The organism is Streptomyces sp. NPDC028298, from assembly GCF_055565895.1.
In genome coordinates, this window is the sequence record NZ_JBVHTL010000003.1 from 710170 (window position 1) to 729476 (window position 19307).

General features: G+C 71.9%; 19 protein-coding genes. 17 read left to right on the forward strand and 2 right to left on the reverse strand.

The genetic code is table 11. The annotated features are described in order from the left end of the window. Positions 1-3 precede the first annotated feature (3 nt). Positions 4-408, reverse strand: a complete 405-nt coding sequence (locus tag ACZ4TO_RS18205; protein ID WP_468024705.1) for a cupin domain-containing protein — start codon at positions 406-408, stop codon at positions 4-6. Between the two features lie 203 nt (positions 409-611). Between ACZ4TO_RS18205 and ACZ4TO_RS18210 the strand changes: the two genes are divergently transcribed. The 12 genes from ACZ4TO_RS18210 to ACZ4TO_RS18265 all read left to right on the forward strand — a co-directional run bounded on the left by ACZ4TO_RS18210 (position 612) and on the right by ACZ4TO_RS18265 (position 12098). After that, positions 612-1202 (forward strand): carboxymuconolactone decarboxylase family protein, encoded by a 591-nt coding sequence (locus ACZ4TO_RS18210; RefSeq protein WP_468024706.1) that lies wholly within the window; start codon positions 612-614, stop codon positions 1200-1202. Between the two features lie 38 nt (positions 1203-1240). Further along, positions 1241-2776 carry a sugar ABC transporter ATP-binding protein gene (locus tag ACZ4TO_RS18215; protein WP_468024707.1) on the forward strand — a complete coding sequence of 512 codons (1536 nt, stop codon included), beginning with the start codon at positions 1241-1243 and terminating at the stop codon, positions 2774-2776. Further along, a complete protein-coding gene (locus tag ACZ4TO_RS18220) occupies positions 2773-3786 on the forward strand; it encodes an ABC transporter permease (protein ID WP_468024708.1) in 1014 nt (337 codons plus the stop codon). The genes ACZ4TO_RS18215 and ACZ4TO_RS18220 overlap by 4 nt, the downstream gene beginning before the upstream one ends. A 110-nt stretch (positions 3787-3896) precedes the next feature. Continuing rightward, positions 3897-4862 (forward strand): sugar ABC transporter substrate-binding protein, encoded by a 966-nt coding sequence (locus ACZ4TO_RS18225; RefSeq protein WP_468024709.1) that lies wholly within the window; start codon positions 3897-3899, stop codon positions 4860-4862. A 72-nt stretch (positions 4863-4934) separates the two neighbouring features. Beyond that, a complete protein-coding gene (locus tag ACZ4TO_RS18230) occupies positions 4935-5846 on the forward strand; it encodes a LysR family transcriptional regulator (RefSeq protein ID WP_382796629.1) in 912 nt (303 codons plus the stop codon). A 152-nt stretch (positions 5847-5998) separates the two neighbouring features. After that, positions 5999-6919, forward strand: a complete 921-nt coding sequence (locus ACZ4TO_RS18235; protein WP_468024710.1) for a VOC family protein — start codon at positions 5999-6001, stop codon at positions 6917-6919. Between the two features lie 86 nt (positions 6920-7005). Next, complete coding sequence (locus ACZ4TO_RS18240) at positions 7006-8454, forward strand: NAD-dependent succinate-semialdehyde dehydrogenase (RefSeq protein ID WP_385044143.1); 1449 nt, start codon at positions 7006-7008, stop codon at positions 8452-8454. A gap of 5 nt (positions 8455-8459) precedes the next feature. Next, positions 8460-9260, forward strand: coding sequence for a fumarylacetoacetate hydrolase family protein (locus ACZ4TO_RS18245; protein ID WP_468024711.1), 801 nt, complete (start codon positions 8460-8462; stop codon positions 9258-9260). Then, complete coding sequence (locus tag ACZ4TO_RS18250; RefSeq protein ID WP_382796636.1) at positions 9257-9628, forward strand: VOC family protein; 372 nt, start codon at positions 9257-9259, stop codon at positions 9626-9628. Before ACZ4TO_RS18245 ends, ACZ4TO_RS18250 begins: the two co-directional genes overlap by 4 nt. A gap of 50 nt (positions 9629-9678) precedes the next feature. After that, positions 9679-10461 (forward strand): alpha/beta fold hydrolase, encoded by a 783-nt coding sequence (locus tag ACZ4TO_RS18255; protein ID WP_468024712.1) that lies wholly within the window; start codon positions 9679-9681, stop codon positions 10459-10461. Then, positions 10458-11072 (forward strand): GlcG/HbpS family heme-binding protein, encoded by a 615-nt coding sequence (locus ACZ4TO_RS18260; protein WP_468024713.1) that lies wholly within the window; start codon positions 10458-10460, stop codon positions 11070-11072. The genes ACZ4TO_RS18255 and ACZ4TO_RS18260 overlap by 4 nt, the downstream gene beginning before the upstream one ends. 3 nt (positions 11073-11075) lie before the next feature. Then, positions 11076-12098, forward strand: a complete 1023-nt coding sequence (locus ACZ4TO_RS18265) for a uroporphyrinogen decarboxylase/cobalamine-independent methonine synthase family protein (RefSeq protein ID WP_468024714.1) — start codon at positions 11076-11078, stop codon at positions 12096-12098. A 105-nt stretch (positions 12099-12203) separates the two neighbouring features. On the opposite strand, the gene ACZ4TO_RS18270 is transcribed toward ACZ4TO_RS18265, so the two are convergent. Next, entirely contained in the window at positions 12204-12491 is a 288-nt protein-coding gene (locus ACZ4TO_RS18270) for a putative quinol monooxygenase (protein WP_382796641.1), read from the reverse strand. Positions 12492-12683: 192 nt separating this feature from the next. Here ACZ4TO_RS18270 and ACZ4TO_RS18275 point away from each other — a divergent pair, with 192 nt between their 5' ends. From ACZ4TO_RS18275 to ACZ4TO_RS18295, 5 genes are all read left to right on the forward strand, one after another. Continuing rightward, positions 12684-14132, forward strand: a complete 1449-nt coding sequence (locus ACZ4TO_RS18275; protein ID WP_468024715.1) for an aldehyde dehydrogenase family protein — start codon at positions 12684-12686, stop codon at positions 14130-14132. A 32-nt stretch (positions 14133-14164) separates the two neighbouring features. Further along, positions 14165-15376, forward strand: coding sequence for an L-2-hydroxyglutarate oxidase (gene lhgO / locus ACZ4TO_RS18280; RefSeq protein WP_468024716.1), 1212 nt, complete (start codon positions 14165-14167; stop codon positions 15374-15376). A gap of 131 nt (positions 15377-15507) precedes the next feature. Continuing rightward, positions 15508-16368 (forward strand): amidohydrolase family protein, encoded by an 861-nt coding sequence (locus ACZ4TO_RS18285; RefSeq protein ID WP_468024717.1) that lies wholly within the window; start codon positions 15508-15510, stop codon positions 16366-16368. Between the two features lie 13 nt (positions 16369-16381). Beyond that, positions 16382-18115 carry a thiamine pyrophosphate-dependent enzyme gene (locus tag ACZ4TO_RS18290; RefSeq protein ID WP_468024718.1) on the forward strand — a complete coding sequence of 578 codons (1734 nt, stop codon included), beginning with the start codon at positions 16382-16384 and terminating at the stop codon, positions 18113-18115. A gap of 20 nt (positions 18116-18135) precedes the next feature. Next, entirely contained in the window at positions 18136-19209 is a 1074-nt protein-coding gene (locus tag ACZ4TO_RS18295) for an Ldh family oxidoreductase (RefSeq protein WP_468024719.1), read from the forward strand. Positions 19210-19307 lie beyond the last annotated feature (98 nt).

Sequence of the window (19307 nt, forward strand, 5' to 3'; positions counted from 1 at the left end):
GCGTCAGCCCATCTGGTCCTCGTCCGAGAGGTGTTCGACCGTCTTCCCGGTCGCGGTGAACGTGCGGGTCACACGGCCCGAGGAGTAGACCCACAGGATGCGCAGCGGCCCGTCGCCGATGTTCCTGAAGAGATGGGGGACGGGGGAGGGGACGTACGTGGTGTCGAAGCGCCTCAGCTTCGTCACCTCACCGTCGACGACCACCTCCGCCTCGCCCTCCAGGATCGTCACGTGCTCGTCGCAGTTGTGGGAGTGCAGAGGGGCTCCGGAGCCGACCGGGTAGACGCTCATCCCGCTGGTGACGCGGTTCTCCCCGCCGGCCGAGCGGGTGGTGATGAGCGGCGTCGTCACGACGGCGCCGCCCCGGTCCAGCAGGGGCACGGACGCGGCTTCGATGATCGTGGTCATCCGGAGTTCCTCTTCGGTCGACGGTGATGCGTCGACCGACGTTAGGTCGCGCGTCCGTGAACGGGTGCCGTCCGGCGTGCAGTTTTACCTTGCATTCCAGGGAGGGTGAGCTTTCCGCGCCCGGCTGTACCGTCCACTGGCATCGCACGGCATACCCGTACGTGCCGGAAACACGCCGGAAAGAAAAGGCAGGTAGCAGCCACATGAGGCTCCCCGTTCTGACCGATGAGGACATGGAACCGCGCCAGCGGGAACTGGCCGCCCGCATCGCCGGCCGGCGCGGCGCCGTCCGCGGTCCCTTCCGGGTCTGGCTGCACAGCCCGGAGATGTGCGAGCGCGCCGAATCGCTCGGCGCCTTCGCCCGGTTCGACTGCGGTCTGCCCCGGCATCTGCGCGAACTGGCCCTGTTGATGGCCGCCCGGAACTGGGACGCCCAGTACTCCTGGAACGCGCACGTGGACCAGGCCGTCGAGGCGGGCGTCCCCGAGGCCGCGGTGAAGGCCGTCGCCGAGAGGCGGGAGGCGGTCTTCGACGACGAGGCCGACCAGGCCTTCTACCAGTTCTGCCGGGAGGTCCTCGAAGAGCACTTCGTCCGCGACGACACCTTCGCCCGGGCGCTCGGCCACTTCGGCCCCAGGGGCCTGGTGGACACCATCGGCGCGCTCGGCAACTTCACCATGCTCGGGATGTGCCTGAACACCTTCCAGGTGGACCTCCAGGCCGACCGCGAGCCCCCCTTCCCCGACATCCGCGGCCACGGGCGTCTGGGCCACGGCGACGGACCGCGGCCGTGACCACCCTCGCGGACCGGGACGCGCAAGGAGGCGCCGCCGTGACCCCAGGAACTCCGACCACGACGGCCGACGGCGCAGGGACCGCCCGTGGACCCGTCCTGCGCGTCCGCGGTGTCACCAAGAACTTCGGCGGCGCCGCCGCGCTCACGGACGTCGATCTCGACCTGTACCCCGGCGAGGTCCACGCGCTCATGGGCATGAACGGCGCCGGGAAGTCGACGCTGGTGCAGATCCTCTCCGGGGTGCACCAGGCCGACTCCGGCACCGTCGAGGTCGACGGACACACCCAGCACGCACTGACCGTGCGCAGGGCCCGACGGCTCGGCATCGCCTCGGTCCCCCAGCGCCGCGAACTGGCGATGGGCCTGAGCGTGGCGGAGAACGTCATGCTCGGCGACCTGCCCACCCGGCGCGGCGCGGTGCGCTGGAGGACGCTCAAGTCCGAGGCCGCGCGGGCCCTTTCGGGGCTCGGCATCGACATCGACGTGGACCGGACCGCGGGTTCGCTGAGCGTCGCCGAACAGACCATGGTCGAAGTGGCCCGCGAGGTGCGCCGCGGCGGCCGGATCCTCGTCCTCGACGAGCCGACCGCCTGCCTGAGCGCCGAAGCCGCCCGCCAGATCAGGGAGTTGGTGCGCACCCTGCGCGACGAGGGTGTCGCCGTCGTCTACATCTCGCACTACATCGACGAGGTGATGGCCGTCGCGGACCGCCTCACCGTGCTCCGCGACGGAGCCGTGGTGCGCAGCGCGCCGGCCGCCGAGCTCGACCCGGACGCGCTGGTGCGCGCCATGGTCGGCCGCGACGTCGTCTCGCGCCGCTCGGAGCGCCCCGCCCCCAAGGACGAGATCGGCCTCGCGGTCCGCGCGCTCAGCGACGGCCGGGCCGTGCGGGGCTTGGACGTCGAGGTGCGCAGGGGTGAGATCGTCGCGGTCCTCGGACCGGCCGGCGACGCGCAGTCCCGCCTCTTCGACCTGCTCTCCGGCCGCCGCCGCCCCGACTCCGGCGAACTCCTCGTCGACGGAGCCCCGGTGCCCTTCGGCCGGGTGCACGCCTCGCTCGCCGGCGGACTGCGCTGCGTCACGGGCGACCGACGGGCCCTCGGACTGGTGCCGGGCATGTCCCTGGACGAGAACCTGATGCTCGCCGGCGACCGCTTCGCCCGCAGACGACTGCACCGACGGGGCGAACTCGCCCGCCGCGCAAGGCCGTTGCGGCGCAGCTACGGAGTCGTGTCGCTCGCCGGAAACCCGCCGGTGAGCGCCCTGTCCGGCGGCAACCAGCAAAAGGTGCTGCTCGCCAAGTGGCTGCAGACGGAGCCGGTCGCCTGCTTCCTCGAAGACCCCACGAACGGCGTGGACATCGCCGCCATGGCCGACATCCACGCCCTGATCGACGACCTCGCCTCGCGGGGCGCGGCCGTGCTGCTCGCGTCCTCGTCCGCCGAGGAGGTCATGCGGCTCGCCGACCGCGTGATCGTCGTCAGCGCGGGCCGCCCGGTCGCCGAGCACGACATCACCGCCATCACCCGCGACGAACTCGTCGCCACCGCACTCGGAGGTCAGCCCCAGTGAGCGTCAAGACACGTCCCGCCGCGCCGGGGGTCGCGGACCCGCAGGGCCGGAGGCGGCCGGGGGACCGCCTCGGCGCGCTGCGCCGCGCCCCGCACACCGGCCTGACCGCCGTCCTGGCCGTCGTGGTGGTGGCCACCGTGCTGCGGACCGACGCGTTCGCCACCGACACGAACGTGATCAACATCCTGCGGCAGGTGAGCGTCACCGCCGTGATCGCGGCCGGCCTGACCCTGCTCATGACCGCGGGCGGCATGGACTTCTCCATGGGCAGCAACGTCTCCGTCACCACCGCCCTCGGCGCGCAGATGCTGTCGCACGGCCACTCCACCGTCCTCACCGTGGTGGCCACGATCGCCCTCGCCACGGCGATCGGCCTGGTGAACGGGCTCGTCGTGACGTTCACCAACGTCGCCCCGTTCGTCGTCACCCTGGCCACGGCCACCCTGCTCGACGGTGTCGCGCTGCTCGTGCTCGACAGCGTCAGCGTCTCCATCGGCACCCGGATGTTCCCGCTGGGCAACGACAAGATCCTCGGCATCCCCTACCTGCTCGTGCTCGCCGTCCTGGTCCTCGTGGCGACGGCCCTGGTCATGCGGTTCACCGTGTTCGGCCGGGACGCCTACGCCATCGGTGGCAACGAGCACGTGGCCCGGCTCAGCGGCATCGACGTCACCGCCCGCAAGCTCACGCTGTACGCCCTCACCGGCGCCCTGTCCGGTCTGGCCGGTCTGATGCTGCTGTCCCGGCTCGGCTCCAGCAGCCCCGGCACGGGCGGATTCTCCCTCCAGCTCACCGCGGTCGCCGCGGTGGTCATCGGCGGCACCTCGCTGGCCGGCGGCCACGGCACCGTGATCGGTACCGCGCTCGGTGTCGTGCTCCTCGGCGTCGTGGCCAACTCGCTGAACCTCCTTCAGGTCTCCAGCAATTACCAGCCGGTCTCCGTGGGCGGGGTCCTGCTCGTCGCGGCCGTGGCCAACGAGTTCCACAAGGCCCGTTCCGCACGGAACTGACGCCGCCCGCGTCACCTCACCCATTCCCGCCCCATCGCAGGCGATTTCCTTCTCCCGCATTCCGAAGGCGATCCCCCCTGCCCTTTTCCCGTCCTGAAAGGCGTACGACCATGAGACTTTCCGTCCGTTCCCGCCGCGCCCTGATCGCCGCGGCCGCCGGCACCACCCTGGTGCTGAGCGGCTGTGCCGAGAACGACGACACCGCCTCGGCCGGGGCGAGTTCCGGTTCCGTCACGCTCGGACTCGTCAACGGCGCCGACACCGCGTTCCACACGTGTCTCCAGAAGGCCGTCGAGCAGGCGGCGAAGTCGGAAGGAGCAAAGGTCTACACGGCCAATTCCCACCAGAACGCCGGGACCGAACTGTCCAACATCGAGGACATGATCTCCCGCGATGTCGACGCGCTGATCGTGCAGACCGTCAACGTCGACTCGCTCGACGGGGACATCGCCAAGGCCAAGGCCTCCGGCATTCCGATCTACCTGACCTCGGTCGCCCCCGCCCAGGCCAACGACATCCTCGGCGCGGCCGTCGTCGACCTCCAGAAGGTCGGTGCCCTGGACGCCGACTGGGTCGGAAAGGACGCGGACGGCGAGAACGTGAAGGTCGGCGTGGTCGCGGGCGCGCCCGGCGCGGCCTCCGACCTGCTCGTGGGCGGGTTCACCAACGAACTGCCGGCCAACGCGAAGGTCGTGGCGAACCAGCCCGGCATGTTCAACCCGGTCAAGGCCCAGGAGGTCGCCGAGAACATGATCCAGGCGCACCCGGACCTGGACTACGCCTTCGTCGCCAACGAGGAGATGGGTTTCGCCGTCCGCAAGGCGTTCGACGCAGCCGGGGCCAAGGACGTCAAGATCGTGACCGTCAACGGCACCGACGAGGGGCTGGCCGCCGTGAAGGACGGCCGGTTCTCCGCGACCGTGTCCAACTCGGCCATGGTCATCGGCCGGACGGCGGTGGAGAGCACCATCGGTCTGCTGGGCAAAGAAAAGGTTGACAAGATTGCCAACATTCCTCTTCTCTTGGTCACCAAGGACAACCTGACCAAGGCCCCGCAGTACTGCCCCACGTCGTAGCGCCCGCACGCCCGAACACCGGCACCGCCGCCGGGGCCCACCCCTGGCAGTCGTGGGCCTCCGGAGGGAACCATGGACCGCTTGCTCCTCATGCACAGCTTCGTCACCGTCGCACAGGTCGGCAGCTTCAACGGCGCCGCCAAGAAGCTGGGCTCCTCCGGCTCCCTGGTCTCACGCCACGTCGCCGAACTGGAACGGCAGGTGGGCGTCAGGCTGGTCAACCGCACGGCCCGTTCCGTCAGCCTCACCGAACCCGGCCGGCGCTACGCCGACTTCGCCGCGCGGATCCTGGAGGAGATCGAGGCCGAGGACGCGGGGATAGCCCAGCTCCACGACCGCGCCGAGGGCACGCTCAGCATCATCTGCCCCAAGTGGATCGGGAGCCTGGATCTCGGCGACGCGATAGCCGCGTTCTCCGCCTCCCACCCGAGGATCCAGGTCCGGTTCGAACTGGGCGGCATGTCCGACCGGACCTACGACTTCCTCGACAGCGGGTTCGACGTGGCCTTCCACACCCGGGACCTGAGGGACTCCAGCGTCCGCCTCAAGAAGATCGCCTCACTGCCGTTCGTCCTGTGCGCCTCCGAGACGTACCTCGAACGCGGCGGACCGCTCACCGAGCCGAACGGGATCGCCGCCCACGAGTGCCTCGTGCACGTCAACGACCCGGTCTGGCGCATCGGTCACGGCCACGCCTCCACCCTGCACAAGATCCGTAACGTCGCCTTCTCGTCGAACTCGTACATCGCGCTGCAGAAGGCCGCCGTGCACGGGCGCGGCATCGCCCTGCTGCCCCAGCGGTCGGCGTACGACGATCTCATCTCGGGCGCCCTCCAGGTCCTGCTGCCCGAACTCGCCGTCCCCGACCGCCCCTTGTACGCGATCTACGGCCCGGGACAGGGCACACCGCGCAAGGTCAGCGTCTTCCTGGATTTCCTCACCGCGTGGTTCTCCCAGAATCCCATTCCGGCCATCCGCTCCTGAAAACCATCCCGTGCGGAACATCCCGAACGGATCCGTCCGTACGGCATTCCCCGGCCGCAAGAAACGATTGCGCATTCCGTCGAACCCGGACCGTTGAGCCCGCCGGAGCCGGAAACCTACGCTCACCAGGCGACCCGCGAAACGAGGAACCCATGGGAATCCAGAGAATCGAATCGGTCACCTACAGCGTCGACGACCTGGACGAATGCGTCCGGTTCTTCGACGACTTCGGGCTCTTCGCGCTGGAACGGACCGACGAGCACGCCGTGTTCGAGACCCGCACCGGCCAGACCCTCCACCTCGACACCGCACCGGGCAGCCCGCTCCCGCCCCCGGTGGAGGACGGACCCACCCTGCGGGAAGTGGTCTGGGGCGTCGACACTCCCCGGGAGCTGGAGCGCCTGGCCGACGCGGCCGGCCGCGACCGCCCGGTCCGGCAGGACGCCGCGGGGGTGTTCCACACCGTGGACGAGACGGGCTTCGGCGCCGGTCTGACCCTCGCCCGCCCCCGGCCCGCCGACGTCACCCCACGGCCCGCCAACGCGCTGGGCAGTGTCACCCGCTGGAACACCGCGATGGAACCGATCACCCGCGTCCGCCCGCTGCGCATGTGCCATGTGGCGCTCAACATCCGCAAGGAGGGCCGCGAGGAAGCCGTCGCCTTCTACGTCGACCGCCTCGGCTTCCGGCCGACCGACGTCGTCGAACCCATGGGCGTCTTCATGCGGGCACCGGGCGACGACGACCAGCACACGATGCTGCTCTGCCACCGCCCCGACAAGGCCGGCGTCAACCACATCGCCTACGAGGTCCCCGGCTTCGACGACGTCGTCGAGGGCGGCAACCAAATGATCGACCGGGGCTGGCGCGAGGCCCGCAGACTCGGCCGCCACACCGTCGGCTCCAACGTCTTCCGTTTCGTGCACGCGCCCTGCGGCGGACGCGTCGAGTACGCCGCCGACATGGACCGGGTCGACGACTCGTACGAGACCCGCGTCCACACGGCCACCCCGCCGCACCACATCTGGGCCCTGCGCACCAACCGCGACCAGCAGGACGCCTCCGCCTCCTGACCGGACCCCGGCCCCCGCCCCACCCCCCGGCCTCCGCGCCGCGGGCTCCCACCGTCTCGTCCGCCGGCCTGAGAGGGCTCCCACCCATGACCACCGACCACGGCTATCCCGCCGTCCGCCTGCACATAGCGGGGCAATGGTGCCCGGGCGGCACCGGACGCACCGCCCCGATCGTCGACCCGGCCACCGAGGAGGTGATCGGAGAGGTCCCCCTCGCCACCACCGCCGACCTCGACCGCGCGCTCGACGCCGCCGCACGGGGATTCAGGACCTGGCGCGACACCCCCGTCGCCCGGCGCACCGCGATCCTGCACACCGCCGCCGACCTGCTCACCGAGCGGGCCGCCGACGTGGGCCGCGTCATGACCCTCGAACAGGGCAAGCCCCTCGCCGAGGCCACCGGGGAGGCCCGCCGCGTCGCCGACACCCTGCGCTGGCACGCCGACGACGCCCGCCGCGCCTACGGCCGCGTCATCCCCTCCGCCCCGGGGACCCTGCTGTCCGTACGCCGTGAACCGATCGGCCCCGTCGCCGCGTTCGTCCCCTGGAACTTCCCGGCCGGCGGACCGATGCGCAAGATCTCCTCGGCCCTCGCCGCGGGCTGCTCCATCGTCATCAAGGCCTCCGAGGAGACCCCGGCCACGGCCGCCGCCCTCGTCCGCTGCTTCGTGGACGCCGGACTGCCGGACGGCGTCCTCAACCTCGTCTTCGGCGAACCCGCCGAGGTGTCGGCCCACCTGATCGCCTCACCGGTCGTCCGTCTCGTCGCCTTCACCGGCTCGGTCCCCGTCGGCAAACTCCTGGCCGCCGCCGCGGGCGCGGTCATGAAGCCGTCCCTGATGGAACTGGGCGGCCACGCCCCGGTGATCGTCTGCGCGGACGCCGACCCCGCCCGCGCCGCCCGCCGCGCCGCCCAGGCCAAGTTCGCCAACGCCGGCCAGGTCTGCACCTCGCCGAGCCGCTTCCTCGTCCACGAGAGCCTGGTCGACGACTTCACCACCGAGTTCGTGAAGGCGGCCGAGGCGGTCGTCGTCGGCGACGGCCTGGCCGACGGCACCACCATGGGCCCCCTCGCCAACGAACGCCGGCTCCGGGCGATGGAACGCCTCACCGCCGACGCCGTGCGCCGGGGCGCCACCGTCCGCACCGGCGGCGAACGCCTGGACCGCGCCGGCTACTTCTTCGCGCCGACCGTCCTCACCGACGTGCCCCCGGAGGCGGACCTGATGCGCGAGGAACCCTTCGGGCCGCTCGCGCCCATCAGCTCCTTCGGCGACCTCGACGACGCGCTGCGCACCGCGAACGAACTGCCCTACGGACTCGCCGCCTACGCCTTCACCGAGTCCGCGGCCACCGCCGAACACCTGGTGCGCGAACTGGAGGCGGGCATCCTCTCGCTCAACCACTGCGGCGGCTCCGTCAGCGAGGCACCCTCGGGCGGCGTCAAGGAGAGCGGCTACGGCAGGGAGGGCGGACCCGAGGCCCTGGACGCCTACCTGATCACCAAGCGCGTCTCCCACCTGCTGGCGGGCTGACCGCCATGCGATACACCCGCGTGTCGGCCGGCGGACGGGCGGTGTGGGGCCGCGTGGGGGAGGAGGACGTCGAGCTGCTGTCCGGGTCCCCCCTGACGTCCAGGGAGCGGCGGACGTACGACGACGACCCCGGCCTCACCGTCATCGGCACCGTGCCCCGGGCCGAGGCCGTCTGGCTGCCGGCCGTCGTCCCGCCCGTGTTCTACGCCGTCGGCCTGAACTACCCACGCCACATCGCGCACTGCGGCGCCGAGGTCCCCACCCGCCCCGAAGTCGGCTACCGCGCCAACAACGCCCTGACCGGCCACGGATCGCCCATCGTCAAACCGGACGGTGTGTCCGGCCGGTTCGAGGCCGAACCCGAACTCGTCGCCGTCATCGGCAGAACGCTGCGGCATGCCACCTACGAGGAGGCCCGCGCCGCGGTCTTCGGCTGGACGATCGGCAACGACGTCAGCGCCCGCGACTGGCAGCACCGGGACCGCACGTTCTGGCGCAGCAAGAACAGCGACACCTTCAAGCCGATGGGTCCCTGGATCGAGACGGACGTCGACGCGCTCGCGCAGACGACCACGCTCCGGGTCAACGGCGAGGAACGGGCCGCGTTCCCGACCGGCGACATGGTCTTCGACCCCTTCGACCACATCGTCGAGATCACCCGGCACATCACCATGCGCCCCGGCGACGTGCTGTGGATGGGCGCCGAGTCGACCTGCCCGATCGAGCCCGGGGACACCGTCGACATCGAGATCAGCGGCATCGGCGTGCTCTCCAACCCCGTACATCCGGAAGGGAATCCCCCATGAGCAAGGCTCCGCTGTACATCCACCACGTCAACTTCCCCACCACCGACCCCGACCGCACCGCCGAGTGGTACACGAAGGTCTTCGGGATGAAGCGCATCATGCCCAGGTCCAACACCCGGGTCGTCCTGATGACCCGCGGCACCTTCGACCTCCATTTCACCCCGGTCGAGGAGATGGAGCGCATGGCGCCCTACCACTTCGCCGTCGAGGTCGAGGACTGGGACGAGTTCCTGGCCCACCTCAAGGAGCTGGGCATCCGGCACACCCGTCCGATCGAACGCCCCGAGAACCAGTCCAAGTTCTGCTACATCCACGACCCCGACCACACCATGATCGAGCTGGTCTTCCACGGCAGGCGCCCCCACTGAGCGCGCGCGGCCAGGATTCCCCACCCCCGTACCTCCAGGAGCCTTCTCCCATGCCCTTCGCCGACTCCGACGGCACCTCCCTCTACTACGAACGTCACGGCAGCGGACCGGTGATCCTCTTCGTGCACGGCAGCGGCGGCAACCACGCCGCCTGGTGGCAGCAAGTGGCCGCCCTGCGCGAGGAGTTCACCGTCGTCACCCTGGACCTGCGCGGTTTCGGCAAGTCCGACTCCTCCATGCCGGAATTCGACGGCCAGGACTTCCCGGGCGACGTGCTCGCCGTCCTGGAGGCCGAGGACCTCACCGACGTGATGCTCGTCGGCCAGTCCATCGGCTCGGTGGCCGCCCTGCGCGCCGGCCTGCTGCGCCCCGACCGGGTCGGGGCCGTCGTCCTCGGCCACTCCCTCGGCGGCATCAGCCACCCCGAACTGCGCGAACTGGCCGCCGCCGACCGCGCCGAGGCCGTGAAACTCCCCGTCGTCGACCGGCTGCTCACCCGGCGCTTCCAGCGGGAACACGCCGACCGCACGTTCCTCTTCCAGCAGATGGGCACCTTCAACGCCGCCAGGATGGCCGACCTGCGCAATCTCGACACCGACGGTCCCTCGCTGCGCGACATCGAGGAGTCGGGCGTCGCGATCGCCTTCCTCCTCGGCGAGAAGGACGCGGTGCTCAGCGTGAAGACCGTGACCCGCGCCCACGAACTGCTCCCCGCCTCCCGGCTGGAGATCGTCCCGGACGCCCCGCACTCCATGTACTGGGAGACGCCCGGCCCCTACAACCAGGCCGTCGCGCACCTGCGCCGCACCCTCGGACGGAAGGACGCCGCATGAGCAGCCTCACCCTCGACGCCGCCGAGGAGATCGTCACCGCAGCACTGGAGCGGGCCCAGGCGCTCGGCAAGGCGGTCAGCGTCGCCGTGGTGGACGCGGGCGGGTTCGTCGTCAGCGTCCGCCGCTGCGACGGCGCCCGCCCCCTCACCCCGGACATCGCCCGGGCCAAGGCGTACACCGCGGCCGTCATGCAGCGCCCCGGCAGGATGCTGAAGAAGTGGCAGGAGAGCCAGCCGGTGTTCTTCGCCCAGCTCTCCCAACTGCCCGGTGCCGCACTGCCCATCATGGCCGCCGAGGGCAGCGTCACCATCAAGAGGGACGGCGAGATCATCGGCGGACTCGGCATCGCGGGCGGCACCGCGGACGAGGATCAGCGGGTCGCCGACGAGGTCCTCGCGTCCCTCGGCTACGAACTGGAGTTCGCGGCCTGGGGCGTCGCGGGCCCGGCGGCCGGCGACCACGGGAAACCCCGGAGCACCGAGGACACCGGCACGGCAGGCGGCACCGAGGCCGCCGGTACGGCACGGAACGCCGAGGCCGCCGGTACGGCACGGAACACCGGCAGAGCCGAGACGGCACGGAACGCCGAGAACACCGAGAAAGGTGCCTGAGCCATGGCGGACACGTTCAACTACCGCATCGACCACCACGGCAGCCTGGTCCGCCCGGCCGGCCTCACGAACCCGGGCGACGACCCCGCGGCCCTGGACGACGCGGTCAGGGAGGCGGTCGCGCTCCAGCGCACGGTGCGCTCCACCGTCGTCACGGACGGCGGCTTCCCGTACGAGGACTTCCGCGGTGCCGTCCTCGGCGCCGTGTCCGGCTTCCGCCGTACGGGGGACACCGGGCCCGACGGCATGGCCCGCTGGGTGGCCGAGGCCCTGCCCAAGGCCGACGGCCCGCTGGCGGCCGACCGGGCGGCCCGGCTCACCGAGCTGACGGTGATCGCGCCCAAGGTGTCCCTGCCGTCCCCCGCTTACCTCGCCGCCACCACCTTCGATCCCGCCCTCGCGGCCTCCGGCGGCCCCGCCTCGGCCCGTGAACTCGGCGAGGCACTGGCGGAGATCGTCCGCGCGGAGATCGGACTCCTCGTCTCCCGCGGCGTCCGGCTGATCCAGCTCGACAACCCCCTCCTGCTGGGCCACTTGGCGGCCGACCCGGCCGCTCCCGGGGCGCTGACCTTCGAGGACGCACTCGCCGTGGAGTCCCTCGCGGTGCGCCTGGACGAGCGTCCCGAGGGCGTACGGATCGGAGTCTGCCCCGGCCGGCGGGCACCGGACGCGGTGGACCGGGCCAGGGCGGAGCGGCTGTACGGCGAGGTCCCCGCGGACCGCTGGATCCTCCCGTACGACCGGGGGACGACCGCCGAACTCGACCTGCTCAGGGCGCTGCCGGAGGACCGGGACGTGTGCCTCGGGGTCGTGGACGCCACCAGCCCCGAACCGGAGGAGATCGACACGGTGCTCGCCCGCATCGACGCCGGCGCCGAGATCAAGGACATCGAGGACATGGCCCTTTCGCCGTCCCGAGGCTTCGCCGACGTCGCGACACGACCGCTCCTGACCGCCGAGGACCAGCGCCGCAAACTGGTCCTCGTGGAGACCCTCGCCCGGTACTGCTGGGGCAACGAGTTCTGATCCGGCGACCGGGCCGGCCGGGAGCCACGGGGGGGGGGGTCTCGCGGCCGGCCGACCCGGGGGACCGGTGGCCCCCGGTCGCGGTCGCGCTCCATGACCGGCGGTTCAGAGCACCTCGGCGAACGTCACCGTGCGTTCCGTCAGCAGCGGCAGGACGACACCCACGACGAACGCCTCGAAGTGTTCCGTCGCCCGGTGCGCCTCGAAGCCCGCGCGGTCGGTGTAGCGCTCGTAGAGCACGAACGAGCCCGGCCGGTCCACCTCGGCGTGCACCTCGTAGGCGAGGTTCGCCGGTTCCGTGGGGGTGAGTTCGCGCATCTTCAGCAGCGCGGCGCGCACGGTGCCGGCGTCGGCGGGCGCGCAGCGGTAGTGGGCGACGACGGCGAAAGCCATGTGTTTCCTCCGGGGGGCGGGCTGTCGGGTCCGCCGATTCCAGCACGTATCCCCTGATGAGCGACCCGTGCGGCGCGCAAGCAATGTGTGCCGCCGCGGGTCTGGCCGACGGGGTCGCCCCTCGTGTGTCCTGCGGACGTCCCACCCGGTTGACCGCGGCCCGCACCGCGGCGGACGAGAGAAGTGATCCTGATGCGAACCCTGGAAACCCTGATCGGCGGGGAGTGGGTGGCGACCGGCGCGTGGATCGACGTCCACGACCCCGCCGATCTGCGCGCCCCGGTGGCCCGCGTTCCCGCGCTGAGCGCCGCCGACGTCACCGAGGCCTACGACCACGCCGAACAGGGCTTCGCGGTCTGGAAGCGCACCAGCCCCTTCGAGCGCGCCCGGATCATGACGGAGGCGGCCCGGCTGCTGCGCGAGCGTGTCGCCGAGGTCGCCGAGGACCTGAGCACCGAGATGGGCAAGACCCGCGCCGAGGCGACCGGAGAGACCCTCAAGGCCGCCGACTTCCTCGAGTACTACGCGGGCATCGCGCGCCAGGGCTACGGCACGCTCGTGCACGACGTACGCCCGGACACCCGCACCCACCACCAGCGCGAGCCCATCGGTGTCGTCCTCGCGATCACCCCCTGGAACGACCCGCTGATCACCCCGGCGCGCAAGCTCGCCCCCTGCCTCGCGGCGGGCGACGCGGCGATCCTCAAGCCGGCCACCGACACACCGCAGGCCGCCCTGCACCTGGCCCGCGCCCTGCACGACGCGGGTCTGCCCGCCGGTGTCCTGGGCGTGGTCACCGGACGCGGCGCGGAGATCTCCGACGCGCTGCTCGGCGACCCGCGCCTCACCGCCGTCACCTTCACCGGCAGCAACGAGGTCGGCGAGGGACTGCGGGCCGCGCTCGCCCACACGAACGTCCGCTTCCAGGGCGAACTCGGCGGCAAGAACGCCACGGTGGTCCTCGCCGACGCCGACCTGGGGGCCGCGGCCAGGGCGGTGGCCGCCGCGGGCTTCGCCCAGGCCGGACAGCGCTGCACGGCCACCAGCCGGGTGATCGTCGAGCGGCCGGTGTACGAGGAGTTCACCGCGCTGCTCCTGGCCGAGACCGCCGCCCTGCGCGTCGGCCCCGGACTCGCCGCGGGCACCACGATGGGACCGCTGGTCAGCGCCCGGCAGCGGGACGGTGTCCTCGCCGACGTCGAACGGGCCGTCAAGCAGGGCGCCGTCGTCCTCGCGGGCGGGGACCGGCCCACGGACGAGGCGCTGGGGCACGGCTGTTACGTCAACCCGACCGTCCTCGGCGAGGTGGCCCCGGACCTCGACATCTGGCGCGAGGAGGTGTTCGGACCGGTCGTCGCGCTGCGCGCGGTGGACTCCTTCGACGAGGCGGTCGAGGCGGTCAACGACTCGGTCTTCGGCCTCGCGGCCGCCGTGTTCACCCAGGACCTCGGCGCCGCCCACCGGTTCGTGGACGAGGTGGAGTGCGGCCAGATCGCGGTGAACACCACCACCTCCGGCTGGGACGTCCACCACCCGTTCGGGGGCTTCCGCGACTCCGGCTCGCCCTTCAAGGAGCAGGGCGAGGACGGGCTGCGCTTCTACACCCGGGTCAAGACCGTCGCCCTCCATTTCGGTGTCTGACACGGCCGTGGGCGAGGAGAGGAGGAGAGCGGATGGCTGACGAGACGATCGCCGTCGTCGGCGCCGGGATCGTGGGTCTGGCCACGGCACGCGAGATCGCGCTGCGCCGGCCCGGTACGCGTGTCGTGGTCCTGGACAAGGAACACGAGGTCGCCGTCCACCAGACCGGCCACAACTCGGGCGTGGTGCACGCCGGCATCTACTACCGGCCCGGAAGCCTCAAGGCCCGTCTGTGCGCCAGGGGCGGGGCGATGATCCGGGCGTACTGCCAGGACCGGGGTCTGCCCTACGACGAGTGCGGCAAGCTCGTCGTCGCCGTCACGGACGACGAGGTGCCACGTCTGGAGGCCCTGTACGCCACCTCCCTGGAGAACGGGGTGCCGGGCCTGCGCCGCGTCGGGGCGGGCGAGATCCACGAGATCGAGCCGTACGCCGTGGGCCGGGCGGCCCTGCACTCCCCGCGCACCGCCATCACGGACTACACGGCGATCGCCCGGTCGTTCGCCGAGGACGTCGTGGACTCCGGCGGCGAGGTGCGGCTCGGTTTCCCCGTCACCCGTGTCACCCGCCTCACCGGCGGCGGCGTCGAGGTCGCCTCCGGGGACGAGACCTTGCGGGCCGACCGTCTGGTGCTCTGCGCGGGACTCCACAGCGACCGCGTCGCCCGGCTCGCCGACGACGGTGACGAGCCGCGCATCGTCCCCTTCCGCGGCGAGTACATGACCGTGACACCGAGCCGGGCGCACATGGTCCGCGGCCTCGTCTACCCCGTGCCCGACCCGCGGTACCCCTTCCTCGGCGTGCACTTCACCCGCCGCGTGAACGGCGAGGTGGAGGTCGGCCCCAACGCCGTCCTGGCCCTGGCCCGCGAGGGCTACCGCCGCTCCGACGTCGACCTCCGCGAACTCGCCCGCATCGCCCGCTTCCCCGGCATGTGGCGCCTGGCCAGGGAACACTGGCGCACCGGCGTCAAGGAGATCCGCGGCTCGCTGTCGGTGGAGGCCTACATGAAGGCCGCCAGGGCGTACGTCCCCGCCATCCACGCCACCGACGTGGTGCGCGGCGGAGCCGGCGTGCGGGCCCAGGCGCTCGGCAGGGACGGCTCGCTGGTGGACGACTTCGTCATCCGTCGCACCGGCGACGTCACCGCCGTACGCAACGCGCCCTCGCCCGCCGCGACCTCCTCCATGGCGATCGCGGAACACATCGCCGACACCGTCCTCGACGAGCCCCGCGCAACCTGAACATGCCCCGTGCGCAGGGCACTTCCGCGCAAGAACTGCTTGCGCTCCCAGCGCTCGGCAAAGACCCCCCGCCGACCTAGCGTTCCATCCGCACCACCCCGGCACCCCTCCGCAGAGAAACGGCAGATGACATGTTCGTTGTCGACACCCAGATCCACATCTGGAAGGAAGAGACCCCGGACCGCCCCTGGGTCCCGGGCGCACGGGAGCGCATCCGCCTCAACGGACACCGCGAGGACCCGTTCTCGTACGAGGAGGCCCTCGACCTGATGGACGAGGCGGGCGTCAACCGGGCGCTGATCCTGCCCCCGTCCTGGGAGGGCAACCGCATCGACTACGCCCTCGAAGCGTGCGAGGCCCACCCGGACCGCTTCGGCATCATGGCCCGCGTCCCCCAGGACGACCCCGTCGAGGGCACCGCGATGCTGAAGGACTTCGCGCGCAACCCGCACATCAAGGGGACCCGGCTCACCTTCCACCGCCCGCAGGACCGCAACTGGATGATCGACGGGACCAACGACTGGTACTGGCCGATCGCCGAGGAACTCGGCATCCCCACGATGGTCCACGCGCCGATCTGGAAGCGCGAGCTCGGCGAGATCGCCGCCAAGCACCCCGGCCTGAAGATCATCATCGACCACATGGGCATCATGGCCCGCTGTGTGGACGACGCGATCGGCTACTGGGTCCAGGAGACCGCGGACCTGGCCGTCCACCCGAACATCTACGTCAAGGTCTCGGCGCTGCCCGGCTATTCGACGCAGCCCTTCCCGAACAGGAACATCGAGAAATACGTGCGCGAGATGGTCGACAAGCTGGGCCCCCAGCGCTGCTTCTACGGCACCGACATCACCCGCCTGCTCGGCCACGGCATCACCTACACCGACACCATCGAACAGTTCACCCAGCACTGGGACTTCACGCCCGAGGAGCTGGAGTGGATCCTGGGCCGCGGCATCTCCGAGGTCCTCGACTGGCCGATCGAAGGCTGAGGGCGCACCGGAGATGACGGACACCGAGAACACACCGGGTGCCGGCGGCAGGGACGGCGGTGAGGCGCTCGTATCGGCCTTCGACGCCTTCGGCGCCGACTACGTCTTCTGCTCGTCGGGATCGGAATGGGCCCCGGTCTGGGAATCCCTGGCCCGGCGCCACCGCGACGGCCAGCAGGCCCCCGAGTACCTGGACCTCACCCACGAGACGGTCGCGGTCGGCATGGCCACCGGCTACGGCCTCCTCGCCCGCCGCCCGCAGGCCGTGCTCCTGCACGCGGCGCCCGGCCTGCTCCAGGGCTCCATGGCGGTCCACGGTGCCCTGCTCGCGGGCGTGCCCATGGTGGTCGCCTCCTCGGAGTCGACCACCTACGGCGACGGGCCCGGGCAGGACCCCGGCGGTCAGTGGTACCGCAACCTGTCCGTCGTCGGCGGACCGCACGGCATCGCGCGGCCTTTCACCAAGTGGTCCAACGAGGCCGCGGGGGTGCACACCCTGCCCGCCATGGTCACGCGGGCGGCCGAGCTGGCCTGGCGGGCACCGGCCGGACCGGCGTACCTCAACATCCCGCTGGAGATCCTGCTGGAGGAGTGGGACGGCCGGGAGGCCAAGCCGGTCGTCCCACCGGGTTCGACCCACAGCTCGCCCGAAGAGGTGGACCTCGTCGCCGAGTGGATCCGCGCGGCGGCCGCACCGGTGATCGTCACCGAGACGGCCGGCCGTGAGGCGGGCGGCTTCGAGGCCCTGGTCGCCTTCGCCGAGGCCTGGAACATCCCGGTCGTCGAACCCGACTCGGCCGTGTGCGGCAACTTCCCGCGCACGCACCCGCTCCACGCGGGCTCGGACATCGGCCCCTGGACGGACGAGGCCGACCTCATCCTCCTCGTCAACTGCCGCGCCCCCTTCTACCCTCCGTCGCGCCGCCCGGCCAAGGCGCGGATCGTGGTCGTCGACGAGGTCCCGCAACGCCCGCACGTCGTCTACCAAGTCCTCTTCGCCGACCGCTACCTGGAAGGAGACGTCGCCAACACCCTGCGCCAGCTGACCAAGCGGGCGGACACACGCCCCCTCGAACCCGGGGCCACCGCCGCCGTCACCGCGCGCCGGGCGGAGCACGAGGAGCGGCACGCGGACGAGCAGGCCGCCATCGCCGCCGCCGAGGCGAAGGCCGCCCAGGCCGAGGGCGTCGACCCCGTGCACGTCGCCGCCACCCTGCGCGGGCTCCTGGAGGGGCAGGACGCGATCGTCGTCGACGAGACGATCACCCACAGCCGCACGGTCAGACGCCACCTGCTGACGGCCGAACCCGACTCGTACTTCTACGTCCAGGGCGGACTCGGCCAGGGCATCGCCGTCGCGCTCGGCGTCAAACTCGCCGCCCGCGAGCGGCCCGTGGTGCTGACGATCGGCGACGGCGCCTTCACGTACAACCCGGTCATCCCGTCGTACGACGCCTCGAACGCGTACGGACTGCCGCTGCTGATCGTGGTGTTCAACAACCGTGTCTACAAATCCATGAACCTCAACCACCGCAGGTTCTACCCCGAGGGCGCGGCCGCCGAGACCGGCGAATGGCTCGGCACCGATCTGCGCCGGCTGCCCCGGCTCGCGCGGTTCGCCGAACCGTTCGGCATGCACACCGAGACCGTCGACCTGCCGGACGCGCTCGCCCCCGCCCTGGAGCGCGCCCTCAAGGCGGTCGCGGAGGGCACCACCGCCGTCGTCGACGTCCTCGTCACCCGCTGATCCAGGAGGCACCCGCCACCATGACCGACACCTCGACACCCCGGCCGGGCCAGGTGCTCGTCGCCGCCGACGCGCTCCGCGGCCTCGCCGCCGAACTCCTGGAGAAGGGCGGCCTCGGCCCCGAACACGCCCGCACCACCGCCGACGTGTTCGTCTGGGCCGCGCTCCGGGGCATCGACTCCCACGGCACCGCGCGCGTCCCCGCGTATCTGGAGCTGCTCGCCAAGGGGGTCGTCAACGCCCGTCCCGAGATCACGCTCGAGTCGGGCGGCACGGCCGTCGCCGTCCTCGACGCGGACCGCGCGCCCGGTCCGGTGGCCCTCACCGCGGCGGCCGAGGAGGCCGTCACCCGGGCCAGGGCGAGCGGTGCGGCGGCCGTCGGTGTACGACGCACCGTGCACACCGGGGCCATCGGCTACTACGTCTCGAAGATCGCCGAACAGGGCCTGATCGGCATCGCGTTCGTCGCCGGCATGCCCAACATGGGCTACACCGGGGTCAAGGGGGCGGCCGTCGCGACCAGTCCGCTCGCCGTCGCCGTCCCGGCGCGCAGCCACGCCCCGCTGGTCCTCGACATGGCCACCGCCACGATCGCCCTGGGCCGGATCCGGCAGGCCAGGGCGAACGGCACCGCGCTGCCCGAGGGCGCCGCCGCCACCGCGGACGGCACCCCCACCACCGATCCGCAGCAGGCGGTCATGCCGCTGCCGCTGGGCGGCGCCAAGGGGTCCGGCATGTCGCTCGCCTTCGAGCTGCTGACCGGCGTCCTCGTCGGCGCGCCCATCTTCACCGCCTTCCACTCCGAGGATCCCGCGGGCCGAGAGCACCGCCAGAACGCCCTGATCGTCGCCATCGACCCGGCGGCCTTCGGCGACGCCGCCGCCTTCACCGACGCCGTCGACGCCACGCTCGACACGCTCAAGGCGCTGACTCCGGCGGACGCGGCGGTGGGCGTGTTCTACCCGGGGGAGCGCAGCGCCGCGGTCGCGGCGACGCGCGCGGGGGAGGGGGTTCCGGTGGCGGCCAAGGTGTGGCGCGAACTGACCGGGAGCGCGGCCGCGTTCGGCGTCACCGTGCCCGAGGTCCTGGGGTAGCTCCCGGACGCGCGTATCCCCGGAGCGGGGGGGGGGGGGGGGGGGGGGGGGGGAGGGGGGGGAGGGAGGGGAGGGGGGGGGGGGGGGGTCCCCTGGTG